The sequence below is a fragment of the Inquilinus limosus MP06 genome (assembly GCF_000767795.1).
Taxonomy (GTDB): Bacteria; Pseudomonadota; Alphaproteobacteria; order DSM-16000; family Inquilinaceae; genus Inquilinus; species Inquilinus limosus_E.
In genome coordinates, this window is the sequence record NZ_JANX01001144.1 from 1 (window position 1) to 551 (window position 551).

1 pseudogene is annotated in these 551 nt (G+C 75.7%); it reads left to right on the top strand.

Annotated features, from left to right (window positions below):
• A pseudogene (locus tag P409_RS39895) lies at positions 1-551 on the top strand (hypothetical protein); the annotation flags it as partial.

The window sequence follows — 551 nt, forward strand, 5'->3', positions numbered from 1 at the left end:
CCGCCCGCGCCACTTTGGCGCTGAAGCGGCACGGGGTCGAGGTCGCGGGGCTGGTCGACAGCCGCGCCGTCCTGCCCGGCCCGCTGGCGGAAGAGCTGCACGCCGCCGGCATCGCGATCCATGCCGGGTCGGCGGTGCGCGGCGCCAAGGGTCGCCTCGGCGTCGAGGGCGCACGGATCGGCGCGGCCGACGGCAGCGGCAGGGCGACCGCGATCGACTGCGACGCCATCGCCATCTCCGGCGGCTGGATGCCGACCACGCATCTGCTGAGCCAGCGCGGCATCCGCCCGAAGCTGGACTGGACCCGCGGCGGCTATGTGCTGCCGGATCTCGACGGCCCGCTGCTGGCCGCCGGCGCCTGTGCCGGCCGTGCCACCACCGAGGCCGCGATCGCCGACGGCCTGGCGGTGGGACGGCAGGCTGCCCTGTACGCGAAGACCAACGGCGCCAATCCCAAGAGAGTCCCCCCTCCCTCGCGGGAGGGGCCAGGGGGAGGGGTTGGTGCCGCCGACGCAGGATCCGCCGGCCTGAGCCAGGCTTCGGGAACCCCT